At 70.4% G+C, this 25,687-nt stretch carries 8 protein-coding genes; 3 read left to right on the top strand and 5 right to left on the bottom strand.

All coding sequences use genetic code 11. The annotated features are described in order from the left end of the window. Nucleotides 1–69 precede the first annotated feature (69 nt). Nucleotides 70–18,855: a non-ribosomal peptide synthetase gene (locus tag ERC79_RS08320; RefSeq protein ID WP_131577302.1), complete on the top strand. Its 18,786-nt coding sequence runs from the start codon at nucleotides 70–72 to the stop codon at nucleotides 18,853–18,855. A gap of 51 nt (nucleotides 18,856–18,906) precedes the next feature. Further along, complete coding sequence (locus ERC79_RS08315; protein ID WP_131577300.1) at nucleotides 18,907–20,358, top strand: polysaccharide biosynthesis tyrosine autokinase; 1,452 nt, start codon at nucleotides 18,907–18,909, stop codon at nucleotides 20,356–20,358. A 35-nt stretch (nucleotides 20,359–20,393) separates the two neighbouring features. Here ERC79_RS08315 and ERC79_RS08310 read toward each other — a convergent pair whose 3' ends face one another. Continuing rightward, nucleotides 20,394–20,930, bottom strand: coding sequence for a low molecular weight phosphatase family protein (locus ERC79_RS08310; protein WP_131577298.1), 537 nt, complete (start codon nucleotides 20,928–20,930; stop codon nucleotides 20,394–20,396). 95 nt (nucleotides 20,931–21,025) lie between these two features. On the opposite strand from ERC79_RS08310, the gene ERC79_RS08305 reads away from it, so the two are divergent. After that, nucleotides 21,026–21,985 (top strand): hypothetical protein, encoded by a 960-nt coding sequence (locus tag ERC79_RS08305; RefSeq protein WP_131577296.1) that lies wholly within the window; start codon nucleotides 21,026–21,028, stop codon nucleotides 21,983–21,985. A gap of 9 nt (nucleotides 21,986–21,994) precedes the next feature. Here the strand turns inward: ERC79_RS08305 and ERC79_RS08300 are convergent, their stop codons facing one another. The 4 genes from ERC79_RS08300 to ERC79_RS08290 all read right to left on the bottom strand — a co-directional run bounded on the left by ERC79_RS08300 (nucleotide 21,995) and on the right by ERC79_RS08290 (nucleotide 25,660). After that, complete coding sequence (locus tag ERC79_RS08300; RefSeq protein ID WP_131577294.1) at nucleotides 21,995–23,287, bottom strand: YibE/F family protein; 1,293 nt, start codon at nucleotides 23,285–23,287, stop codon at nucleotides 21,995–21,997. A 270-nt stretch (nucleotides 23,288–23,557) separates the two neighbouring features. Then, entirely contained in the window at nucleotides 23,558–24,811 is a 1,254-nt protein-coding gene (locus ERC79_RS08295; protein ID WP_131577292.1) for a pyridoxal phosphate-dependent aminotransferase, read from the bottom strand. 135 nt (nucleotides 24,812–24,946) lie between these two features. Beyond that, nucleotides 24,947–25,117 carry a hypothetical protein gene (locus ERC79_RS22970; RefSeq protein ID WP_165497056.1) on the bottom strand — a complete coding sequence of 57 codons (171 nt, stop codon included), beginning with the start codon at nucleotides 25,115–25,117 and terminating at the stop codon, nucleotides 24,947–24,949. 132 nt (nucleotides 25,118–25,249) lie between these two features. Next, nucleotides 25,250–25,660 (bottom strand): TIGR03668 family PPOX class F420-dependent oxidoreductase, encoded by a 411-nt coding sequence (locus tag ERC79_RS08290; protein ID WP_131577290.1) that lies wholly within the window; start codon nucleotides 25,658–25,660, stop codon nucleotides 25,250–25,252. Nucleotides 25,661–25,687: the final 27 nt, after the last annotated feature.

Raw genomic sequence — 25,687 nt, 5'->3', positions numbered from 1 at the left:
ATCTCGGCGCGCGGTCCCTGCGCCGTGGATTGTCGGTGGGAATTCACGAGATGTCGAGGGGGGTGGAGTTTGCGCCCGTTTCCTCTGTCGTCGGCGCAGCGTGCCCTCCTGCTCGCTCAGCAACTCTCGCCCCAGGTCCCCCTCACGATCTCGTACTTCGTGGAGCTCCGCGGCGAGGTCGACTGCGACGCCGTCATGGCGGCGTGCGAACAGGCCGCACGCGAGCTCGAGTCGGCCACCATCGTGCTCGTCGAGACCGATCGCGGCACCGAGCAGATGCCGGTCCCGGACATCGAGGATGCGCCAGCATTCCTCGATCTCACAGGCGCCGCCGACCCCGAAGCTGCGGCAAGGCGTTGGATGGCCGAGCGATACACCCGTCCGATCGACCCACTTCGGGATCGGCTCATCGCCGCCACGCTGATCAGGCTGCGCGAGGGGCATCACTACATCTACGGCCACGCCCATCACATCGTGCTCGACGGGTACGGCGCCGATGTGATGACGCAGCGCATTGCCGAGACCTACACGTGCCGGGTGCGCGGTCTCGAACTATCGCCGTTGCACGCGATCCCACTCGAGAAGCTCGCCGAATCGGAGGCGGAGTACCGGGGCAGCCGTCGAGAGGCGCTGGATCGTGCCTACTGGCTCGATCGGTTGGCAGCGCTTCCTCCTGTCGTCTCCCTCGCCGATCGTGCCGGCCCGCTCGCGGTTCCGGCCCGCCTCGCCGCCGAGGCACTTCCGGGTGACCTCGCCGACGTGTTGTCCCGGCAGGGACCGGATGTCCCGGTCGTCGTGGCGGCATTTGCCGCGTATCTTGCCCGGGTGTCCGGGGCCCGCGACATTGCGCTCAGCCTGCCGGTGTCGGCCCGGACCACGGCGGCGCTGCGGCATTCGGCCGGCTCCGTCTCCAACGTCGTGCCACTGGTGGTGCACCTCGACCCCAGCGACACGGTCGACGACCTGGTGCGCCGGGTGCAGCTGGAACTGACCGGCGCGCTGCGGCACCAACGGTTCCGCTACGACGCCATGCTGCAGGCGATGCCCGACAGTGACGGCCGGGGGAGCGTCGGTGGAGTGTTCGGCCCCGTAGTCAACGTCATGCAGTTCTCCCGTGAGCTGCGGTTCGGCGACGTCGTCGGCGAGATGAGCATCCTCTCGACAGGGCCGGTCGACGACCTGTCGCTCACGGTGTATCCGGGTGTGGCCGGCCGCAGCACTCGCGTCGATTTCGAGGCCAATCCGTCGAGGTACACCGATGCGGCGCTCGGCCGGCACCACAGCCGGTTCCTCGCCTTCCTCGCCGAGTTCGCGGCCCACCGGTCGAGCCCGGTCCAGGATCTGTCCTTCGGCGTTCCGGGCGAGATGGACGGGCTGCTGCCGGCCGAAGGCCGCGCCGGCCACGGTGCGGTACTCCTGCCGGAGGCGCTGACGCGGCACGCGTCGTCGGAGCGGGTGGCGCTGCGCAGCGGCGACACCGAGATCACGTACACGGACTTGGACGCGCGCTCGTCCGCTCTTGCCCGGCGGCTGATCGCGCTCGGCGCCGGTCCGGAAACCCGGGTGGCCGTCGCCCTGCCACGTTCGGTGGAATCGGTGCTCGCGCTGTGGGCGGTGGCCAAGACGGGGGCGGCGTATGTGCCCGTCGACCCGGAGCTGCCGTCGAGCCGGCTCGCGCAGCACCTGGACGGGGTGACGGTTGCTCTTTCCCACGCCGAAACCGTTCTGCCGCAGGATATCGCCCGGATCTGCGTCGAATGGGACGAATGGGACAGATCGGACGGCACCCCCGTCACGGACGCCGACCGGCTGCGCCCGGTGCGCCTGGACAATCCGGCCTGGATCGTGCACACCTCGGGTTCGACCGGACAGCCGAAGGGAGTGGTGGTGGGCCACGGCGGGCTCGGGCCGCTGATCTCGACCCTGCGCTCCCGCTACGCCGCCACCGCGGACTCGCGGGTGCTCCACCTGGCGTCCCCGACGTTCGACGCCTCCCTCCAGGAGATCCTGCTCGCCGCGGACGCGGGTGCCACCCTCGTGATCGCCGCTCCGGACATCGCCGGAGGTGAGCGGCTACGCAGCTTCCTCGAGGCGGAGTCGGTGACGCACTTCATCTCGGCCCCCGCGGTTCTCGCGACCATGCCGCCGGAATCGTTGCCGCACCTGACGATGCTCGACGCGGGCGGCGAGGTTCTGCCGGTTCCGGTGGCGCGACGGTGGTCCCACGGCCGGACGATGGTCAACGCCTACGGTCCCACCGAAACGACGATCCTCGCGACGGTGAGCGCACCGCTCGAGGGCGCCGCCCTGGACGCCGCGGTGTCGGTCCCGATCGGCCGGCCGGTGGACGCGGCGTCGGTGGCGGTGCTCGACAGTCGTCTGCGCGCCGTGCCACCGGGAGTCACCGGGGAGCTGTACGTCGCCGGGCCGGCCCTCGCCCGGGGATACGCCGGACGGCCCGGGCAGACGGCCGAACGGTTCGTCGCATCCGTCTTCGGCGCCGGCCGGATGTACCGGACCGGGGACCTGGTGCGGTGGGGCGACGACGGGCAGCTGGTATTCGTCGGCCGCGCAGACCATCAGGTTCAGGTTCGGGGCGTCCGCATCGAACTCGGCGACATCGAATACGCGCTCGACGAGCATCCCGGGATCACCGGCTCCGCGGTTGTCGTCGTGGACGGGCGCCTCGTCGCGTATGTGCACGGCACCGTCCAGTCCGGCGTGATCCGCGACTGGCTCGTGGACCGGCTTCCGCGACAGATGGTTCCGGACTCGATAGTGCCGCTCGACGCACTGCCGCTGACTCCGTCCGGCAAGATCGACCGCACTGCGCTCGCGGCGGTGCCGGTGCCGGACACCTCCGGGCCCGGGCGGGCGCTGCACGGTCCGGTGGAACTGGCCATCGCCGATGCCATCCGAACGGTGCTGGGTAGCGAGCAGGTGGACGCGTCCTCGGACTTCTTCGCGCTCGGCGGAGACTCCCTCACCGCATCGCTGCTCGCCGCCCGGATCTCCAGCACGATCGGTCGGCGCGTCCAGGTCCGGGACGTCTTCGTCCACCGCACGGTTGCCGATCTGGCCACGGCCGCAATCGGCCGGGGAACCCGTCCCGCTCTCGAATGGACCGGCGTCGAGGAGGCGCCGCTTGCGCCGGCGCAGCAGCGGCTGTGGCTGCACGCGCGCACCCGGCGCACCAGCACCGCCTACCACGTGCCGTTCGCCGTCGAGCTGGAAGGCGACCTGCCGGTAGCCGCGTTGCAGGAGGCGATCCGTGACGTCCTGGGCCGGCATGCGGTGTTGCGTAGCATCATCAGGGAAACGGCCCTCGGTCCCCTGCAGACGGTGCTGCCCGTCGACGCCGCCTTCACCGGTCTCGTTGTCCAGGAGACGGACTCGGATGAGCAGTCATCGCGAGAGGCAGTCGCGTTCGCCGCCGAACCCTTCGGTCTCGAAACCGGCGCACCCATCAGATTCCGGCTCCACCGGCTCGCCGCCGACCGGCACGTCCTCGTGATCGTCGCGCATCACATCGCGATGGACGGGCTGTCCTTCGTGCCCCTGCTGCGCGACCTCGCCGCCGCATGCCGCGCGCGCTGGGCGGGCGAAGCACCGGCCTGGCCCGCGCTGCCCGTCCAGTACATCGACTACGCACTGTGGCATCGCTCGCTACTGCGATCCGTGCCCGATGCGGTGGCCGGATCGAGCGTCGAAGATCAGGAACTCGCCTACTGGGGCCGGGTTCTCGCCGGTGCCGCCGCGGTCCCGGGCCTACCCGCGGACCGCCCCCGCACCAGCACTCCGGGCGCCCCCGCCCGCGTCTCGTTCGCGTTCGACGCCGAATTGCGCGAGGCGCTCGGCCGGCTCGCACGTGACCATGACGCCACCACGTTCATGGTGCTGCACGCCGCGCTCGCCGTCGTCATCGCGGCCGTCACCGGCACCCCCGACACTGTCGTGGGAGCGGTCACCGCGGGACGCAGCGATCCCGCCCTCGATCCGCTGGTCGGCATGTTCGTGGGCACGGTCGCGCTCCGCACCGCGGTCGGCGTCGGCCAGTCGTTCGCGGACCTGCTCGCGACCACCCGCGTCACCGACATCGATGCCTTCGCGCACAGCGACACCCCCTTCGAGCGGGTCCTCGAGCATGTCGGTGGTCAGCTTCCGCTGCAGGTCGTGCTGGCCTACGAGAGCTTCGTCGACCCCACCGTGGATCTGCCCGGTCTGGTGGTCCGCGGGCGCGAACTTCCGGCGACCGAGGCCCGTTTCGATCTCGAGCTGGTGGTGCGCGAGCTGCCCGGTGCCGGGTTCGAGGGGCACTTCGCCTTCGACACGGGACTCTTCGATCGCAGCACGGTCTCCGGCTGGCTCACGCTGCTGCGCAACGTGCTTCGTGCCGCGGTGGCGGATCCCACCGCCACCGTCGCGGACCTCGTCGCCGGGCAGTCCGCAGCGGCGAACCCGCAGCCGTGCGAGGCCGAGACGCTGCCGGAGATCGCGGACGGTCCTATCCGGGTTGCCGACCCGGACGGCGGCGTCGCCGACATCCGTCCGCGGGCCGCGGCACTGGCCGCGCACCTGCGCGAGCGGGGGATCGGTACCGAGGACTTCGTCGGCATCCTGCTGCCCCGATCGGTCGAATCGTTCACCGCGGCAATTGCTGTCGCGTACGCCGGGGCTGCTTTCGTTCCGCTCGACCCAGGCCAGCCGACCCAGCGGACGGCCGCGATCCTCGGCGACGCCGGAGTGCGCTACGTCATTGCCGCAGACAATGCTCCGCTTCCCGCCGGTGTGGTCCGGATCGATCCGGCTGTCGGCGACGACGCCCGAACCCCCACCCGCGAGGCGATCGTCCGCCCGCATCCGGACAACCCGGCGTACGTGATCTACACGTCCGGCTCCACCGGCGCCCCCAAGGGGGTCGTCGTCACGCACCGCGGGCTTTCGCCACTCGCGTCGGCGTTGCGCCGAACCTTCGGGGTGGGAGCCGGCTCGCGGGTACTGCTCGGGGCCGCACCGGCATTCGACGCATCCATTCTCGAGTACCTGCTGGTGCTCGGCACCGGCGCGACGGCGGTGGTGGTCCCCGCCGAGATCTACGGCGGCGAGGATCTCGCCGACTTCGTTCGGGCGCAACGCATCACCCACTGGTTCTCCACCCCGGCGGTGCCCGCACAGCTCGACGCCAGCGGGTTCGACGACCTCCGCGTGCTCGGAATGGGCGGCGAGGCATGGCCTCCCGACCTTGCGGCACGCTGGGCCGGTGGACGCACCGTCCTCAATCTGTACGGCCCCACCGAGGCCACCGTCGCGGTGACCGTCAGCCGGCCACTGGATGCGGCCGGGGCCGTGCCCATCGGCGATGCCATCGAGGCGACGTCGGCCGCGGTGCTCGACGCGGACCTGCGCCCGGTGCCCACCGGTGTGGTCGGCGAGCTGTACGTCGCCGGCCCCGGCCTGGCCCGCGGCTACCTGGGCCGCCCCGGCCACACCGGCGAGCGGTTCGTCGCGTCGGTGCTGGGCCCCGGACGGATGTACCGCACGGGCGATCTGGTCCGCCGGCGCGCGGACGGGCAGCTCGAGTTCGTCGGCCGCGCCGACCAGCAGGTCCAGATCCGCGGGTTCCGCGTCGAGCTGGGCGAGGTCGAGGCCGCGCTCGCCACCCACCCCGATGTCGACACGGCCGTGGTGGTCGCGCACGACGGCGCGCTCGCCGCCTATGTCCACGGCTCCGGCGCCCTCGAGCCCGATGCCGTCCGCGGCTTCGTCGCCGACCGGCTTCCGCGCTACATGGTTCCCGCGTCGGTGACCGTTCTCGACGAGGTGCCGCTCACCGCCACCGGCAAGGTCGACCGGTTCGCGCTGCCGCGTCCGGCCGCGGCGCCGTCCGGCGATGGCGCGGTCTTCCGCAGCCCCGTCGAAGAACTCGTCGGCCGCGTCACCGCCGATCTGTTCTCCCTCCCCGCGGTGGGGCCGGACACCGACTTCTTCGCGATCGGCGGCAACTCGCTGCTGGCAACGCAACTCGTCTCCCGGCTCGGCAAGGCCCTCGGCCGACGGCTCGACGTGCGCGACGTGTTCGAGCACCCCACGGTGGCGGGTCTGGCCGCGGTGCTGGCAGACCGTGCCCCCGACGAACGCCCGGCCATCACGGCGGCCACGCAGCCCGGCCCGGCGCCGCTCTCGCCGGCCCAGCAACGCATGTGGCTGCTGGGCCGCGCGGACCGCGGCGGGACCGACAATGTCGCGTTCGCGATCGACCTCGACGGGCACCTGGACGTCTCGGCCCTGACCGTCGCCGTTCTCGACGTGCTGGAACGGCATGCCGTGCTGCGTACCGTGTTCCCCGAGACGCCCGAGGGACCCGTGCAGGTGACGCAGGCGGCGTCCGTCGACCTCACACCGGTGGACGCGCCGGAGAACCTCGACGAGGTTCTCCGCGCCGCCGCGTCAGCTCCCTTCGACCTCACCGTCGAGCAGCCGATTCGGCTGCGGCTGTACCGGGTTTCCGACGACCGGCACACCGTCTCGGTGGTTGCCCATCACATCGCGCTGGACGGGTTGTCACTGCTGCCGCTGACCCGCGACTTCACCGATGCGTACCGAGCGCGCGAGGCCGGGCAGGCCCCCGGATGGAGTCCGCTGGTCATCCAGTACACCGACTACGCGCGCTGGCATCGTGCGGTTCTCGGCGAACCCGCCGACCCCGGCAGTCGGGCGCGCCGCGACCTCGACTACTGGCGGTCGGCGCTCGACGGTGCCCCGCCGCTGCTGACGCTGCCCACCGACCGGTCCCGGCACCTCGACGCCGACACCGGCACCGCGGCCACCGTCGACTTCTCGATGACCCCGGATCTGCGCGACGCCGTGGACAAGGTTGCGCGGGAATATGACTCGACGCCGTTCATGGTGATACACGCCGCCCTGGCGGTGCTGCTGGCCAAGCTGGCCGGAACCGACGACGTCAGTATCGGCACCCCCGTCTCCGGCCGGGTCGATCCGGTCGTCGACGATGTGGTCGGAATGTTCGTCGGGACCGTCGTCCTGCGGAATTCGATCGACCCGCGGTGGTCGTTCGCGGAACTGCTCGGGGAGGTCCGGCGCACCGATATCGCGGCCTTCAGCCACACCGAACTGCCGTTCGACGAGATCGTCGCCGAACTGGCGCCCACCCGCACCGTCGCGCACCACCCCCTGTTCCAGGTGATGTTCTCGCACGAGAACTTCGTCCCGACCGTCTTCGAGCTCCCCGGCCTCGTGGTCCGCGGACGCGAGCTGTTCACCGGCCACACCAGATTCGACCTCGAGCTGGCGGTCCGGGAACGCGATCCGGGTGGCGCGGGCGCCGGTGACCTGGACGGACGGCTCACCTATGCGCGGGACCTGTTCGATCACGACACCGTCACCCGCTGGGCCCAGTGGTTCGTGCAGGTCCTGACCCTCGTCGCGGACGATCCTGCGGTCACGATCGACCGGATCGACCCTGCCGCACTACATGTCCCGGGCGGCCGCCCGGTTAGGCGGTCTCTCGCGGCAGCGGCCACCGACGCCGCGGCGCAGTCGCTGGGCGAGCTGTTCGCACTCCGGGCCCGTGAGTTCCCCGGCAACATCGCCGTGGTCGCCGGCGAGGAACGCCTGACCTACGCCGAGCTCGACGCCCGTTCCGGGGCGCTCGCCGCGCTTCTCGTGGCGCAGGGGGTGGGCGCCGAGGACCTCGTCGCGGTCGCACTGCCCCGCTCGGCACAGCTCATCGTCGCGGTGCTCGCCGTCGCCCGGGCCGGTGCCACCCTCCTGCCGCTCGAGGTGACACAGCCGGTGGACCGGCTGTCGCGACTGATCGACGATGCGCGACCGGCTTGTGTCATCTGTATCGGCGGATTCGACAGCTCCGCAACGATTGTCGATCTCGCCGATGCCGACGTGCGCGCGCGGCTGGGTCGCGGCGGGCGGCACGATTCAGCCGTGCGGGCCGGGCAGGCGGCGTACGTCGTCTACACGAGCGGCTCCACCGGCACGCCGAAGGGCGTCATGGTCTCGCATGCGAGCGTGCTCGCACTGCTGGCGAACACGTGCCCCGGGTTCGGCTTCGGTCCGTCCGACGTGTGGTCGATGTTCCACTCGCCGGCGTTCGACTTCTCGGTGTGGGAGATCTGGGGACCGCTCACCACCGGAGGCCGCGTCGTGGTCGTCGACCACTTGGCCGCCCGAAGCCCCGCCGAGTTCCGGGACATTCTCGTGCGGGAGGGCGTGACCGTCCTCAACCAGACGCCCACGGCATTTCAGCAGCTGGCCGAGATCACCGACGGCACCGACAGCACCGGCGAATTGGCCGTCCGGCTACTGGTCTTCGGGGGCGAGGCACTCGAGGCCCATCGGGTCCGAGACTGGCTCGAGCGGCATCCGGCGGTCCGGGCCGTCAACATGTTCGGCATCACCGAGACCACGGTGCACGCCACGTGCGCCGAGGTGGGATCGGATCCTGCGGGTCGCAGCGACATCGGCACGGCCCTGCCTGGCGTCCGGGTCGATCTGCTGGACGGCTCGCTGCGCCCCGTCCTGCCGGGCGCCGTCGGCGAGATGTACATCAGCGGCCTCCAGGTGGCCCGCGGTTACCACGGCCGTCCGGAGCTGACCGCGCAGCGGTTCGTGGCCGCACCGCACGGCGGCGTCATGTACCGCACCGGCGATCTGGCACGTCTGCGGAACGATGGCGGCCTCGAATACCGGGGCCGGGCCGACGACCAGATCCAGTTGCGGGGCTACCGGATCGAGCCCGGCGAGATCCGCGCGGCGCTCACCCGCCTGCCGGGGATCTCCGCCGCGGTGGTGGCCGTGCGCCGCGAACGGCTGGTCGGCTACGTCGTGCTCGACGCCGGGCACGACGGAACGGCCGACGGCACCGCGCTGATTCGCGCGCTGCGCGGGATGCTCCCCGACTACATGGTGCCTGCGGCCATCGTCACGGTCCCGGCACTGCCGCTGACGGCCAACGGCAAGCTCGACGGGTCGGTGCTGCCGGACGCCGAGCCGGCCGACCGCTTCGGGCCCGAGCCGCGCCGCCCCCTCGACGACCTGGTGGCGGACGCCTTCCGGGAACTGCTCGGTGTGCACCGCATCGGCTCGGACGACGACTTCTTCGAGCTCGGCGGACACTCTCTGCTCGCAACACAGCTCGCCGGGCGGATCTCTGCCCTCACCGACGCATCCATCGGGGTTCGTGACGTGTTCGAGGCCGCGACGGTGAGCGATCTCGCCCGTGTCGTCGAGGAACGGATCGGGGGACCGCGCCTGCGCAGCCGGCTGACGGCCTCCGAGGGGCCGGCCCCGGAACGGGGGCCGCTGTCCCCGGCGCAACGGCGGCTGTGGTTCCTGCACCGGTTCGACCCCGAATCCACCGCGCACAACCTGCCTTTCGTGGTCCATCTCGACGGGTCGCTCGACGTTGTCGCGCTCGCCGCCGCGGCCCGTGACGTGCTCGAGCGCCACCGCACCCTGCGCACGGTGTATCCCTCCGACGTCAGCGGGCCCGTCCAGGTAGTCGCGGAGGTCCCCGAACTCGATCTGACGCCCGTCGCCGTGCCGGCTACGGCGCTGGACGATTTCGTCGCGGCCTTCGCGGCCACGCCGTTCGTCCTGGCGTCCGAGCCGCCGGTCCGGTCCCGGCTCTACCGGATCGGGGCCCGCCGCCACGCCCTGGTGTTCGTCGTCCACCACATCGCGGCCGACGAATGGTCGCTGGCGCCGATGCTGCGCGACATGGCGGACGCCTATCGGGCCCGGTCGGCCGGAATCGCGCCGAGCTGGCCGGCCCTGCCGGTGGAGTACATCGACTACGCGGCCTGGCATGTCAGCAACGCCGACCAGGACGTGCAGAGCTGGCTCGACGTCCTGGACGGGCTGCCCGAGCAATCGACGCTGCCGCACGACCACCCGGTCCCCGCGGCCGGCTCGTCGCAGGCGGACAGCGTGCGGATCTCGTTGGATGCGGCCCTGGCCACCGGTATCGGGGCGGTGGCGCGGCAGCACCGGGCCACCGCGTTCATGGTCCTGCACGCGGCGCTCGCCGCGGCGCTGTCCCGCCACAACGGTTCTCGCGACATTCCCATCGGGACCGTCGTCGCCGGGCGCGGCGATCCGCGCCTCGACGAAGTGGTCGGCATGTTCGCGTCCACGCTGGTGCTACGCGCGCAGGTTGCTCCCGACGCGTCGTTCGCGGAGCTCCTCGAGCACGTACGCGGACGGGACCTCGCGGCGTACACGCACTCGGAGACCCCGTTCGAGACGCTCGTCGAACGTCTTGCACCGGTGCGTGATTCCTCGCACCACCCGCTGTTCCAGGTCGCGCTGTCGATGCGGCGCCCGATGCTTCCGAGTATCGACCTGCCCGGCCTCGTGGTCACCGCCGCCGCAGCCTCGGTGGAAACGACGCACTTCGACCTGCAGCTGACGGTCACCGAGACGCCCGCCGGGATCGAGCTCGAATTCACCTACAAGCGGGACCTGTACGAGCGCGCCACAATTGCGGCCTTCGCATCGCGATTCGTCGCCCTGCTGGACGAGGTGGTGCGCGATCCCGCAGCCGAGGTGGGCCGGATCGATCTGCTGACGGATGGCGAGCGTGCTGCGCTCGTGCCGGCCCGGGGCGGGGCGAGCGCTCCGGCCTCCCTGTGGTCGCTGCTGTCCGGCGGAGCTGCGATCGATGGCGGCGCCGTGGCCGTGGTGGCCGGCGGTGAGACGCTGACCTACCACGAACTCCGCACGCACGCAGAGGCACTCGCGGCGGTCCTGTGCAGTCGCGGAGCCGTGCCCGGCGTCGCGGTGGCGTGCGCGCTGCCGCGCTCGCTCGAATCCGTCGTCGCGGTGTGGGCCATCGCCCGGACCGGTGCCGCGCCCGTCATGATCGATCCGGCCCACCCCGTCGCCCGCATCGAGACGATGCTGCGGACGTCCGGTGCCGTGATCGGTGTCAGCTCCGCCGATCGCCTCGGCGGGCTTCCGGCTGTGACGGGCTGGGTGGACGTGGCCGCTGCACCGGGTGAGGCCGTCGGCGTTCCCGCCGCCCCCGACGTGCTGCCCGGCCAGCCGGCATATGTGGTCTTCACATCGGGTACCACCGGCCGACCCAAGGGGGTCATCGTCACGTCGCTGGGGCTCGGCGCGCTCGCGCAGGATCTGCGCGAGCTGTTCGCGGCCGGACCGGGATCGCGCATGCTGCATCTCGCCGCACCCGGATTCGACGCGGCACTGCTCGAGATCCTGGTGGCGGGAGCCTCCGGCGCCGAACTCGTCGTGGCACCCGAGAATGCCTACGGCGGAGAGGAACTGGCACGTGTCCTCGAGGATCAGCGGATCACGCACGCGTGCATGACGCCCTCCGCACTGGCGACCGTGCCGGTCCGTGAGCTGCCCGATCTGGCGGTGCTGATGCTCGGCGGGGAACGCGTGCAGCCCGAGCTCGTGCAGCGCTGGGCGCCCGGACGCCGCCTGTACAACGGATACGGGCCCGCCGAGTCGACGGTATTCGCCACCTGCTCCGCACCGCTGCGGCCGGGACATCCCGCGGTGATCGGCTCCCCGGCCCGGGGAATCGACGCGCTGGTGTTGGACGCCTGCCTGCGCCCGGTGCCGACCGGAGTCACGGGTGAGCTGTACCTCGCCGGGCAGCGGATGGCCGCCGGTTACGCGGGGGCTCCGGCTCGGACCGCCGAACGCTTCGTCGCCGGTCCGGACGGCACCCGCTGGTACCGCACCGGCGACCTGGTCCGGTGGGTCGACGGCCCGAGCGGATTGGTGCTGGACTTCCGTGGCCGCAACGACGAACAGGTCAAGCTGCGCGGCATCCGAATCGAGCCGGGGGAGATCGACGCCGTTCTCGGTGGTGTTCCCGGTGTCGAGCATGCGGTGACGGTGCTGCGTCAGAGCGCGCGCCGTGCGGCGCTGGTGTCCTACGTCGTGCCCAAATCGCTGGACCCGGCCGCGGTGCGGCGCGCGCTGGCCGCCCAGCTGCCCTCGTACATGGTGCCCTCGTCGCTCGTGCTGCTCGACGCCCTGCCGCGCACCGAGAACGGCAAGCTCGACATGCGGCACCTGCCCGTCCCGGAGCTGCCGGACACCTCGGCCGAACCGGCGACCCCCACCGAGAGGATCGTCGCCGACGCCTTCTCGGCCGTGCTGGGGGTCGAGGTCGGTGGTACGGACGACTTCTTCACCGCCGGCGGCGATTCGCTGCTCGCCACCACTGTGGTAGCCCGGCTACGAGAGTCGACGGGGCAGGATCTGCCGCTGCGGCTCCTCTTCGCGGATCCGACGGTGTCCGGTCTCGCCGCCGCCCTCGATGCGGGCGACTTCGCCGAATCCGAGGCCGGCCCGGTATCGGCACCCCGACCCGCTCGGATCCCGTTGAGCCGCGCCCAGAATCGGCTGTGGGCGCTGCGCCGTACCGGCCGCGACTCCGACTACCGGCTGTCGGCACAGGTCACGCTGCGCGGCCCCCTCGACACCGGCGCCCTCGCTGCGGCCCTCGCCGATGTCGTCGACCGTCACGAGGCGCTCCGCAGCGGTGTCGTGACCGATGAGCGCGGCCCTCACCTGGTGATCGCGGACGGCACCACCGCCGGGGCGTCCGGCATCTTCTCGGCGCAGCTGCGGCCGGAGAGCCCCGACGTCCACGTGCTCGACGTGACGATCGACCACCTGGCGGCCGACGGCGAATCCGTCGCGGTTCTGCTCCGGGACCTCGGCGCGGCATACGGTGCGCGCGTGGCCGGGGCTGCGCCCGAGTGGTCTCCGCTCCCGCTGCAGTACGCCGATTTCGCGGTGTGGGAAAGGGGCCGAGAAGTCTCCGCCGATGATGTCGAGCACTGGCGCCGCGAGCTCCTGGACTTCGATCCTGCTGTCCTGCCTATGGATTCGGTGCCGGATGCACAGATCGGTGCCGCCGAGTCGATCGAGTTCACCATCGCGCCCGACGTGGCGCGATCGCTGGGGGATCTCGCCCGGCGGCACCGGGCCACCGAATTCATGGTGGCGCACGCGGCACTTGCCGCGGTGCTCGCACGGCTCACCGCGAGCGGTGACGTCGGAATTGCCGCGGTGGTCTCCGGCCGGAGGTTCCCGCAGCTCGAGCCGCTGGTCGGATTGTTCCTGGACACGCTGGTCCTGCGGGCCCGCGTGCAGCCCGACATGCCCTTCGCAGGCCTGCTGGCGCAGGTGCGCGATACCGATGTGGCGGCGTTCGATCATGCCGGCGTGCCGCTGGAAGAGGTGCTGTCGGCGGCGGGCCTCCGCGTTCCCCAGGTGGCGCTGGCCTTCCAGGACTTCACCCCGCCAGTCCTGCGGATGGGGGACCTGGAGGTGCAGGCCCGCGAAACAGGCTCCGGCACCGCGAAATTCGATCTCCAGTTCACGTTGTCCGGTTCTGCGTCCGACGGGCTGGACGGGGTGCTCACATACGACGTGTCCCGGTTCGAGTCCGCGACCGCGCTGGCACTGGTGGACCACTTCGTCGCCGCGCTCGCCGCCGTGGCCGACCGGCCGGATGTGGCGGTGCGCGACCTTCCGCTGGCTACCGCAGCGGTGCGGACCGGCGGCCGCGCTGCCGAACCGCGAACCCTCGCGGAGCTGCTCCGCGAGACCGCCGCGGCGCACCCCGACCGGATAGCCGTCGTCGCGGAGGAAACGAGCGTCACCTATCGCGAACTCGACGCGCAATCCGACGCCCTCGCGGAGCGTCTGATCCGTGAGGAGGGCTACGCGGCCGAGGACGTGGTTGCGCTCGACCGGGCCCGCTCGCTCGATCGTCTGCGGATGCTGTGGGCGGTGGCCAAGACCGGTGCGGCCTTCGGGCCCGCCGGACTGCCCTCGGGACTGGCCGGGGGGCGTCGGCAGTCGGTCGACTCCATCGCGTACGTCATCGCGACGTCCGGCTCGAGTGGTGAGCCGAAACTCGTTGCCGTCACTCATCGAGGCCTGGCCGCCCTCGCCGCCGAGGCCCGGCACCGCTACCGCGTCGAGCCGGGCGATCGTGTGCTGCACGGCTACAACCCGGCCTTCGATGCCGCGATGCTCGAGATCCTGCTCGCCCACACCTCCGGCGCCACGCTCGTCGTGGCACCGCCGGACGTCTACGCCGGGCCCGCGCTGCACGAGTTGCTGCGCGAACGCCGCGTCACCCACTTCCTGTCCACCCCGGCCGTGCTCGCCACGCTCGGACCAGTAGGACTCGACGAGCTTCGGGTGGTCGCGAGCGGTGGAGAGACACTGCCCGCCGAGCTCGCCGCGCGGTGGCGCACCGGCCGGTTGATGCTCGACGCCTACGGCCCCACCGAGTCCACGATCGTCGCGACTGTCGGTGAGGTGGACGGACGTGGCGGCATCGGCACCCCCATCCCGGGCACCACGGTGCTGGTGCTCGACGGGGAGCTGCGCCCGGTTCCCGTGGGCGGGGTCGGTGAGCTGTATCTGGCGGGCGACGGCCTGGCCCGCGGCTATCTCGGCGCGCCCGCACTGACGGCCGAGAGATTCGTCGCGAGCGGTACCGGCCGCATGTACCGCACCGGCGACCGCGTCCAGGTGCACGCCGACGGGCGGTTGATCTACCGCGGCCGCAACGACCGTCAGCTCAAGGTGCGCGGCGTGCGCGTCGAGCCCGGGCACGTCGAGGCCGCGCTCATGCGCGGTACAGGCGTCCGGAACGCCGCGGCGCTGGTGCGCGGCGGAGCACTGATCGCGTTCGTCGTCGGCGAGGACATCGACACCAGCGCGTGCTCGGCCGAACTCCGCGACCGGCTGCCCCTCGAGTTGATCCCGTCGAAACTGATTGTGCTCGAGTCGATCCCGACAACGCCGAACGGCAAGGTGGACGTCGCGGCGCTGTCCGCGACCGCCGGTGAACTCGCGGTGGGCCCCGCCGGCCGGGCGATGACGGCTGTGGAACAGCTGGTCGTGACGGTGGTCGGCGACGTGCTGGGTGCGGCCGTCGATCCCGACTCCGGCTTCTTCGCACTCGGCGGGCATTCTCTGAGCGCCGTCGAGGTCGCGGGACGGCTCAGCGGCGCCCTGCACCGGGACGTTCCGGCGCGGGCCGTCCTCGAGGCCCCGACGCTGGCGGCACTCGCCGAACAGCTGTCCGGGCCGTCGACGCTCCGGCCGCAGCTCGGTCCCGCCGCCCCGGGGCCGGATCCGATGGCCCCCGCCCAGCGCCGTCTCTGGCTGCTGCACCGGGCCGATCCCGTCCGGGACATGTACGCGATGCCGATCGTGCTGCGCCTCGCCGGTGATCTCGACGCCGATGCGCTCGCCGCTGCTTTCCGCGATGTCGCCGAGCGGCACGCGGCGCTGCGCACGATCTTCCCGGACGAGCGCAGCCAGCGGGTGGTGGAGGTCGGCGACGTGGAGATCGCGGTCGACCCGGCCCCGTCGTCCGAGCTGGACCGGCGGGTGCGAGCGGTGCTCGATCGGCCCCTCGATCTCGTCGGCAGCCCGCCCGTCCGGGTGAGCCTGCTGCGGGTGAGTGACACCGAATGGCTGCTGGTGGCAGTGGTCCACCACATCGCCGTCGACGGTGCGTCGATCGCTCCGCTGCTACAGGACGTGAGCGTCGCATACACGGCCCGGCGGGCGGGGGATGCGCCCGAGTGGACCGCGCTGCCGCTGCAGTACCGCGACTTTGCGCACTGGCAGGTGCGGGCTCTCGGCGATCTCGACGACCCCGAGAGCATCGGGGGCCGTCAGTTGGCGTACTGGACCGAGGTGCTGGCCGGCACGCCGGACACCCCACTGCCGCTACCGACCGATCGACCGCGGCCCGCGCAGCCCTCCCACCGCGGCGGCCTCGCGCATGCGGACATCGGCCCGGACGTCCACGCGGCCCTGCGCGCCCTCGCCCGGGCCCATGGCGTGAGCGTGTTCATGGTGCTGCACGCCGGGCTGGCGGTGCTGCTCTCCCGATTCGCCGGACGGTCCGATATCGCAATCGGCACAGTGGTGAACGGCCGTTCGGACAATCGGCTGGCCGCGCTCGCCGGGATGTTCGTCGGCACGGTTGCGCTGCGGACGCAGATCGATCCGGCCGAGTCCTTCGCCGAGCTCCTCGAGCGGGTCCGTGGGGTCGACCTCGGCGCGTTCGCCCACGCGGACGTTCCCTTCGACGATGTCGTCGCACGCGTGGCACCGGCCCGCAGCCCCGCTCATCATCCGATTTTCCAGGTGCTGCTGGCACATTCGGTCGGTGTTCCCGGGCAGCTCGTCCTGCCGGGGCTGGAGATCGACGACCATGCTTCGGGAGCTTCCGGACAGTCCGAGGTGGCTGCGCAATTCGATCTCGCGTGGGATGTCGTGGAGAGTTCCGGCGGGGCCGGGATCGGCGTCCGGCTGCTGTACGCCACCGACCTCTTCGACGGCGCCGCTGCGGAGGATCTCCTGACGGCGTGGATCGATCTGCTCGCGCACGCGGTTGCGGGCCCGTCGACGGCCGTCGGCGATCTCCCGCTCGGTTCGCCGGACGCGGCGCTGCACGGGATCGACGCGCCCCAGGCCCGCACGCTGCCGGAGATCCTGGCAGCCAGTGTCCGGGCCCATCCGGAGCGGATCGCGCTTCGTGCCGGTGCCGAGCAATGGACGTATGCCGAACTGGATGCGGCCGCCGCGGTTCGAGCAGCGCAGTTGCAGTCGGCGGGAATCGGGGCCGGCGACATCGTGCCGGTCGACGCGGTCCGCGGCCCGGCCTGGGTGCTCGACATCTGGGCGATCACCCGGATCGGGGCGGCGTGGGTGCCGATCGATCCGTCCCAGCCGGACGAGCGGAAGCGACTGCTTCTCGAGGACTCGGGTCGACGACGCGTTCCCGAGACGGCGGCCGGCGTCGACGCCCTCGCCTACCTTCTGTACACATCCGGGTCGACCGGTACGCCGAAGGGCGTCGCCGTCACGCATCGGGGACTGTCGGCTCTGGTCGACCTGCAGACGCGCGAGCTCGGCGTGACACACGAATCCGTTGTGCTGCAAGCGGCGTCTCCTGCCTTCGATGCGGCGGTGTTCGAGCTGCTCGCCGCGCATGCGCACGGCGCGGTCCTGGTCTGCCGGCCCGATCTGGCATATGCCGGTCCCGATCTGCAGGCCGTGATCGTCGGCGATGCGATCACGCACCTCAACCTGACGCCCACGGTGCTTGCGACCCTCGATCCGGACTCGATGCCGCGGGCACTCACCGTCGTCTCCGCCGGTGAGGTGCTTCCGGACACGCTCGCGCGGGCCTGGGCGCGCCACCGTCTGCACAACGGATACGGACCCACCGAAGTCACGGTCGGTGCCACTTGCAGTCCTCGGCTCGGTGATGGCCCGGTCACGATCGGGACGCCGCTCGCGGGCGTCCGGGCGCAGGTGCTGGACTCGCGTCTGCATCCCGTTCCTGCGGGTGTCGTCGGGGAGCTCTACCTCGATGGCGACGGCCTGGCCCGTGGATATCACCGCCAGCCGGGGCTCACCGCAAGTCGTTTCGTCGCGGATCCGGGCGGACGGCCGGGTGCGCGGGTCTACCGGACGGGTGACCTCGTTCGTCGCCGCCGGGACGGCAGCCTCGACTATGTCGGGCGCAGCGACGAGCAGGTGCAGATCCATGGAGTGCGGGTCGAGCCGGGGGAGATCGACGCCGCGTTCGCTGCCGACGCCGACGTCCAGTCCGCGGTCACCGTGGCGCATCCCGTCCCGTCGGGCGACGTGATCCTGGTGACGTACGTGCAGGCAATACCCGGACGCCGGATCGACGCGGGCGCCCTGCGTGCGCGCACCGGCCGCCTCCTGCCCCGGCACCTCCTCCCGTCCTCCGTGCATGTACTCGACGAGCTGCCGTTGACGATCTCCGGAAAGGTGGACAGGCGATCGCTGCCGGCACCTGTCCTGGAGTCCGCCAGAGCGAGCGACGCACCCCCGGAAGGACCTGTCGAACAGTCCATTGCGGCCGCCATGGCCGAGGTGGTCGGGATGGACGCGGCGGCAACCGTGCCGCGGGACGTCAGCTTCTTCGAACTCGGCGGAACCTCGATGAGCGCGGTGCGCCTGGCCACGACGCTGCGGGACGAGTACGGCTATGCGGTAGAGCTCGGGTGGCTGTTCACCGATACCACCGTGGCCGCACTCGCCCGACGGATCGAGCAGGGCGCTGTCGCGGCCGACCCCCTGGCGACGCTGGTTCACCTGAACACGCCCGCGAAGGCCGTGGGTGAGCCGCTGTTCTGCGTGCATCCGCTGAGCGGGATCGCTTGGTGCTACGCGGGGCTCGCGGACCGGCTCGCGGACCGTCAGCTGTACGGCTTGCAGGCCACCGGCGCCGCCACGCTACCTGCGTCGCTCGCCGAACTCGCAACCGCCTACCTCGACGAGATTCGGGCCGTGCAACCCGAGGGTCCGTACCACCTGTTGGGATGGTCGCTGGGTGGCAACATTGCGCACGAGATCGCAGTTCAGCTGCGTGCCTGCGGCGCCGAGGTGGCCACCCTGGCGATGCTCGATTCGCGTCCACCCGATGTCGTCGAGCGAGATATGCTCGCCGCGGGGGAGAATGCGCCGGAGGATTTCGACGGTCTCGACTCGGATGCAGTTCGCCGAGTGATGGCCGCCGGTGAAGCCCTCGAGGCTGCGGCCCACGCACATCGACCCGAGATCTTCCACGGAGATGCTCTGCTCTTCGTCGCGGAGCGCGAGCCCGGAGGCGGCCGTGAACTTGCGGGTTCATGGGAGCGGTACATCACCGGAACGATCTCGGAGACTCCGATACCGTGCTCGCACGCGCAGATGTGCGGGCCGGAGGTTCTGCGCCGTGTTGGAGAAGTCCTTGTCGAGTCGACCGGGGAAGACCCGTGATGTGCACGCGCGCATAGGGTGTTGGCAGCTTTGAGGAAAGAGGACGGGGTTATGGAAGTACAGGACTACCTACGCATCTTGCAGACGCGGTGGCGAATCATTGCGCTGGCAACGGTCGTCGGACTACTCGGAGCGCTGACCGCCTCGCTCGTGTCGACACCGATCTATCAGGCGTCGGCGCGTCTGTTCGTGTCCACGTCGTCCGCGGCCTCGGTCAACGAGGTATACCAGGGCAACCTGTTCTCGCAGCAGCGTGTCGCGTCGTATACCAAGCTACTGACCGGCACTACGCTGGCGCAGCGCACGCTCGACCGGCTCGGGATCACCAACCTCTCGGCCGGCGACCTCGCCGCCAAGATCAAGGCCACGTCGGCGCCGGACACCGTGCTGATCTCCGTGACCGCCGACGATGCCTCGCCTGAACTGGCGCGCGACCTCGTCAATGCGCTCTCCGACGAGTTCGTCGTCATGGCAGCGGAACTCGAGACGTTCGATCCCAGCCGTCCGCCGACCGCCCGGGTCGTGGTGGAGCAGCACGCGTCCACACCGTCCACTCCTGTCAGCCCCAAGACCAAGCGCAATCTCGCGTTGGGATTCGCCGTCGGCCTGTTGGTCGGCATCGGCCTCGCCGTGCTGCGGGACCGGCTGGACAACACCGTGAAGACCCGCGAGGCCCTCGACGAGCTTGCCGGAGTGGGTCTGGTGGGCACGGTGCCGTTCGACAAGGAACGCGAGCAGAAGGCGGCCATCGCATTCCAGGACGGCTACTCGGGCAGCGCGGAAGCCTTCCGCGAGCTGCGGACCAACCTGCAGTTCCTCGAGGTCGACAATCCGCCCCGGGTGATCACGGTCACCAGTTCTCTTCCGGGAGAAGGCAAGACGACCACGGCCATCAACCTGTCCCTTGCGCTCGCCGAGGCGGGATACTCGGTGGCGTTGATCGAGGGCGATCTGCGCCGGCCTCGAATCTCGAAGTACCTCGGACTCATCGGCTCCGTGGGAATGAGTACGGTCCTGTCCGGCCAGGCCGAGTTGGACGACGTCCTGCAGTCCACGCCGTTCACCAACATCTGGGTGCTGGCCTCCGGGGCGATTCCGCCGAATCCGAGCGAGCTGTTGGGCTCGACCCATGCGACGGAGCTGTTCACGCAGTTGCGGTCGCGTTTCGACTTCGTCATCGTCGACGCCTCGCCGCTGCTGCCCGTGACGGATGCGGCAGTGCTGGCAAGCAAGGTCGACGGGGCGCTCGTCGTCGTCCGGCACGGACACACCAAGCGTGATCAGATATCCCGTGCGATCGGCAATCTGAGAAGCGCGGGGGCCACGGTGCTCGGCACGATCCTCACGATGACGCCGGCGAAGGGCGCGGGCGCATACGAGTACAAGTACTACTACGACTCGGACGCTTCCGGGTCCACACAGTCGTCGACCACGACCAGGTCTGTGCAGCCGCCGGCCAAATCCGGCGAAGCACGGCCGTCGGCGACGACCACCGGCGGATAGGACAGATCACGGCCGGCATCGGATGGGCCCTCGTCCTAGCCCGTCCGATGCCGACCGTCGGCGAGTCCGGTCAGCACGGTCAGCAACGCCTCGGAGATCTGCACGCTGACATCCTCGAACACGCTCGCGCTACGGCCGATCGGGTCGGGGACATTGGCGCCGCCGGGTGGCGCCGGAATACGCCCGCGCGCGTCCGCCATCTCGGCGACGGTGGTCGATCCCGCGGCGCGGATGAGGTGTGCGGCCTCGAGAAGCGTGAAGGTCCGCTTGAGCTGGCGCGGCGACTGCCGGAGCACCGCATCGCGATGTGCCTCGGTCATTGTCAGGATCAGATCCGCCTCCGCGGCAATCGCGGGAGTCAGACGTCGGGCGACGAACCCGTCCGGATGTCCGCCGAGTTGCGAAAGGAACTGCGCTGCTGTCGGTTCCATTCCAGATCCGACGACGGCATGGGTACCTGCACTGGAAGCCTGCAGATCGTGGATCCCGTGGTTCGCCGACCACGCGGTGGTGAGACGCTCCGCAGTGGGAGACCGGCAGATGTTTCCGGTACAGATGAACAGCAGTTGCATGACCGAGAGTGTAGGCGCGGCTGTATACACTCGGCTCGTTCGGAACGCACCGAGTTCGAGTGTCTGCTGGACGAGACGACGATCGAAGGCGGCTCATGGGTGGGGTTCTAGGTGTTTCGGTGGGGGCCGGATTCGTTCGGCTCGCGCGTCCCCTCAAGGGCAGTGGCGGATTCGGTGATACCGCCGTCGGGGACAGTGCAGTGTTCGAACACCAGGCGATCGAGGTTGCCGGGCAGGTTCCGGAGGTACTGGCCGCCCAGGTGGTGGGGGTGGTCCTTGCGGACCGGGCGGAATCGGGTTCCGCGACCGGCGTCGCCATCACCTACCGCGACGAGGCGCAGGCCGCGGCCATCGACGCGGCGTTGAGCAGGCAGGGCGTCGACCACTTCCTGCTGGTGCCGGAGCTGACGGCGGTGCTCGAGCAGTTGCATCGCAGCGGCGTCGTCGCCGAGTACCGCACCCTCGTGCTGTACGACGTCGGCAGCTCCGGACTGATGATCAGTGTGGTCGAACGGTTGACAGGTGTGGTCGCAGCCTCCGAGCGGATCGACTTCCTGCGCGGTGGTGATCCGGGCGGTCACCCACGTGAAACATTCGACGGCATCACCGTTCCCGCGATCGAGGAGTCGGTCTGTCTGGTCGCGGAGCTGATCGAGCAGTCGGGCCGATCGGCGGATGCGCTCGTGCTCCTGGGCGGCGGCGCGGTCCATCCCACACTGCGCGATGCGCTCCACGGCAGTTTGGGGCTGCCGGTCGTGACCCCACCCAATCCGGAGCTGGTGGCAGCCCACGGCGCCGCACTGCTTGCTCGGCCGCCGGCGTCTCCGGCCGCAACAGCCCGGGGCGGCAGGTCTGCTCCGGCGACGGCACGGCGGCTGCGGTCGGCGTCCTCCACGCGCGCCCGCCGAACCGTATCCCGGCGGCAGATCGTCGGTGCCGTGCTGGCCGGCGCGGCGCTCGTCGTCATTGCCGCGATCGGGATCGGACTGGGCTACGGCGACAGCATCTTCGGTCAAGTACAGGTCCCACCGACATCTTTACCTGCGGGACCGTGACGGTCGGTGTCAGCGGGCGTGCCGCCCGCTGCGGCGGGGTCCGGGTACCGCCGCGGAGCGGTAGGCCGGTGGGCGCGCCAGTAGTGCGGCGATCGCCGTGGTGAGCGGCACCGACAGTGCCAGGGCGATACCGCCGACGGATGCCCGGACGATCTCGATCGCGACCGCATCGCCGGTCAGCACGTCACCGATGGACCCACCCGCGACGGAGAACAGCAGCAGGAGCGGCAGCGCCCCACCTGCGTAGGCCAGGACCAGCGTGTACACGGTGCTCGCGATGTGATCGCGTCCCACTCGCATGGCGGACGCGAATACCGTGCGCCGGGTTGCGGTTTCGTCGATGGCCGCCAGCTCGAAGGCGGCCGAGGCCTGCGTGATCGTGACGTCGTTGAGCACGCCGAGCGAGCCGATGATGAATCCGGCGAGCAACAGTCCGGTGATACTCACGTGCTGGATGTATGCCTGCACGTCGGCGTTCTGTTGCTCGGACAGGCCCGTCAGGTGCGTCATCCGAATCGCGACGACCGACAGCACGGCCGCCACCACCATCGAGGCGAGGGTCCCGAGCAGCGCCGAACTGGTCCGCAGATTCACCCCGTGCGCCAGGTACAGCACGGCGTAGAGGATCGCCGCGCCAGAGACCAGCGCGACGGGCATCGCCGGCTTACCGTCCAGCAGTGCGGGCAGGGTAAACACCACCAGGACGCCGAACGCAATGCCGAGTCCCAGTAGCGCACGCAGTCCGCGCCACCGGGCCACCGCGACGATCGCGACGGCGAACGCGGCGACGATGAGTCCCAACGGCAGCGCCCGTGAGTAGTCGTTGAACGAATAGATGGTGGCGCCGCTGGAGTCGGTCTGCCGCACCAGCCGGACCTTCTCCCCGACACGCAGGTCGGGCTGTCCCGGACCGGGCACGATCTCGAGGAGTGTCCGCGTCCCCTGGTTCGGGCCGGACTCGATCGTGACGATGCTGCGCCGGCACTCGTAGGCGTTGCCGGGCGGCGGTGCGGGATCGCCGGTGAAGGCACGCCCCGCGGAGGGGCTTCCGCACGGGGCGAGGTCCTGCGCGATGATGGTGCCGGCCTCGGTGGTGACGGCGCCGCCACCCGCTGTCTGGAAGGGGAGCGGGATCTCGATGTGCGCCCGGCTCGGCCACAGGAAGGCGGCCCCGGCCAGGACGGCGATCGCGATCGCGACGAGCAACCCCACCACGACACGCGCAGCGATCGGACCCACTGGAGTGGGACCACTGAAATGACCGTGACCGTGGCCGCTGTGAGGACCGGGATCGGATGTCATCGGCTTCGTCTCCGCACCGGATGAGGGTAGCGGGGGCCGACAATAAGCGGCGGTGGCGGGGAGCAGGGGGGGTCGTCCCCGCCACCGGACCTCGCCGCCCAGGGGGGGCGGGCAGGCGAGGCGCTTATGGGCACTCAGCGGTGCCAATCGGTCAATCTACCCATACCGAGGAAATTCTGCTCGATTGGGGTCGATTTTTTGTCGTGTCACTTTGCAGCGACCCGGATTCTGTTCGGATACACGAATTTCCGATATCCGCTCCGGGCCGCGCTACTGCTTGTAACTCGAGAGGAAATTGCCGAATCGTTCGATCGCGACGGCCAGGTCGCGGGCCCACGGCAGCGTTACGATTCTCAGGTGATCGTGGTCGGGCCAATTGAAGCCCGTGCCCTGAACCATCAGGATCTTCTCGTGCAGCAGTAGGTCCTGCACCAGCTTCTCGTCGTCGTGGATCTCGTAGACGTTCGGATCCAGCCGCGGGAAGGCGTACAGCGCCCCGCGCGGCTTGACGCATGAGACGCCGGGGATCATGTTGAGCCGCTCCCAGGCGACATCGCGCTGCTCGAGCAGTCGGCCGCCGGGCAGGATCAGATCCTCGATGCTCTGGTGGCCGCCGAGCGCCACCTGAATGGCGTGCTGGCCGGGAACGTTGGGGCACAGGCGCGTCGACGCGAGCAGATCCAGCCCTTCCAGGAAACCGGCGGCGTGATCCTTGGGCCCGGTGATCGCAACCCACCCGGAGCGGTAGCCCGCGACGCGGTAGGCCTTGGACAAGCCGTTGAACGTCAGGCACAGCAGGTCCGGCGCGAGCGTGGCCAGCGAGATGTGCTTGGCGTCGTCGTAGAGGATCTTGTCGTAGATCTCGTCGGACAGCAGCAGCAGCTGGTGCCGCCGGGCCAGATCGACGAGCTGTGAGAGCACCTCCGCCGAATACACCGCGCCCGTCGGATTGTTCGGGTTGATGACCAGCAGTGCCTTGGTCTTGTCGGTGATCTTGGACTCGATGTCCGCGATGTCCGGGTTCCAGTCGTTCTGCTCGTCACACAGGTAGTGCACGGGGGTACCGCCGGACAGGCTGGTCATCGCCGTCCACAGCGGGTAGTCCGGCGCCGGGATCAGCACCTCGTCACCATCGTCGAGCAGGGCCTGCATCGTCATCGTGATGAGCTCGGAGACGCCGTTGCCGAGGTAGATGTCGTCGACGTCGAGCTCCGGGAAGCCGGGAACCAGCTCGTATCGGGTGACGATCGCGCGCCGCGCCGAGAGGATGCCCTTGGACTCCGAATAGCCCTGCGCGTACGGCAGCGCCGCGATCATGTCGCGCATGATCACATCGGGGGCCTCGAACCCGAACGGCGCCGGATTACCGATGTTGAGCTTGAGGATCCGATGCCCCTCCGCCTCCAGTCGCGCGGCATGCGCGTGTACCGGGCCGCGGATTTCGTACAGGACGTTCTGCAGTTTGGTGGACTGCTCGAGAGCGCGCTGCGGCCGACGAGTGCGGACTGGATCTGGAGTGCTCACGCAACCATGATCCCACTCGCGCGCAAATGGAAATCGAACGGTGCTGCTGCAGCTGCGTCAGCACGCTCGGCGGGGGCGCGCAGTGTTGCGTACGTCACTCTCGCACTCGGGTAGTGCACACGCGTCGGAGCTGGGTTAGATGCAGACCGACCACACCAGCGAGCCCAGCGGGAGGGAGAGACACACCCCCACCGAGGAGCCCTGCACGGGTGATGGCTCCGCGGCCGACGCCGAGGGCGCAGCGACAGCGCCCAGGGAGAGTGTGAGGGCGAGAGCGGCGAGTGTTCCGGCGATCCTGCGTGTCATGGGAGAACCGTCCCTTCGGATGACATGTGCAAATCCGGACTCTTTCAGCGTGATCCAATGTGTTGTACGCCACAAGATCGCCGAATGAACGTTTGAGTCACGGACAGGTGGCGGGCGTCGGCTTCGGCGCCGTCAGGACGCCGTCCACCCGCGCCACTGCAGGTCTCGGATCGCGATCACCGGCCCGCCCGGGCGCAGCGCGGAGTACTGCGCGTACTTGGCGGTCAGAGCGTCGATCGCGGCCGTGCCCTCGGCGCTGTCCGCGGGCAGCACCGAGGCGTCGCCGTCCACACGCACCCACCACAGCCGGGACCAGTCCTCGTCGTAATGGTCGACGAGCAGGCTGACGCGTCCGGTGGCGGCGATGTTGTCGAGCCGCCGCAGCCTCCGGGTGGTCTTGGGTTTGTCGTCCACGGCGGTGTACACCGTGTCGCCGGCCACCGCGAATACCACCGGCACCACGTGGGGCGCACCGTCCGCCGTCACCGTCGCCAGGCGGGCGATCCGGGCGTCGGTGAACCGGTTTTGCAACCGCGATTGCATGGGGAAACCGTACGTCGGCGGCCCCCG

This window comes from Rhodococcus sp. ABRD24, from assembly GCF_004328705.1.
Classification (GTDB): domain Bacteria; phylum Actinomycetota; class Actinomycetes; order Mycobacteriales; family Mycobacteriaceae; genus Prescottella.
Note: the sequence above shows the minus strand (reverse complement) of the source record. Positions and strands in the feature narration are given on the sequence as shown.